Origin of the sequence: Thermaurantimonas aggregans (assembly GCF_003851885.1) — a bacterium.
GTDB lineage: Bacteria > Bacteroidota > Bacteroidia > Flavobacteriales > Schleiferiaceae > Thermaurantimonas > Thermaurantimonas aggregans.
Window position 1 is genome coordinate 1 of sequence record NZ_BHZE01000055.1, and the last position, 578, is coordinate 578.

Sequence of the window (578 nt, forward strand, 5' to 3'; positions counted from 1 at the left end):
GTAACTACCAGTTTGACGGTGTACACCACACTGTCATTGGTGGTCAGAGGTATGTCGAAGGTGGGGGCTGCGGTGTTTACCCCTGTCGATGGCACCGGCGGAGCGATGGTCCAGGTGTACTGCAGTCCGTTTCCGCTGCTTTGATTGGTGGGTTGCAACACTGCGGGCGAACAGGCCGGCGTCGGCAGTTGAAAGGCTGCCACCGGTCGGGGATTGACCACTACGACTTGCCAGGCCGAGTCCTTACAGCCATCTTGTGAAGTCACCGCCAGACTGATGGTGTAGCTAATCGCATTGGCTGTCTGATTGTCGGGGAAGGTGAAGGTCGGCGCGGCTGCTGTGGCACTGCTGATCAGCACAGACGGATCGCTTACATACCACTGATGGCTCAGCCCCTTGCCCTGGCTGGCGTTTGTGGCTGCTACTGCTGTAGTGGCACATATCGGCGTGGGTATGCTGAACTGGGCTAAAGGTCTTGGATACACCGTCACTGTCTGGGTGGTGGAGTCCTTACAACCGGTGCCGGCTGTTACGACGAGTTTGATCTGAACTGTGCTGTCTTGTGTGTGGCTGTTGTT

General features: G+C 57.3%; 1 protein-coding gene. It reads right to left on the reverse strand.

Features of this window, described 5'->3' with window-relative positions; translation table 11 throughout:
- Positions 1-578 (reverse strand): hypothetical protein (locus tag EIP89_RS11540; RefSeq protein WP_160160601.1); only part of this gene is annotated, 578 nt, incomplete at both ends.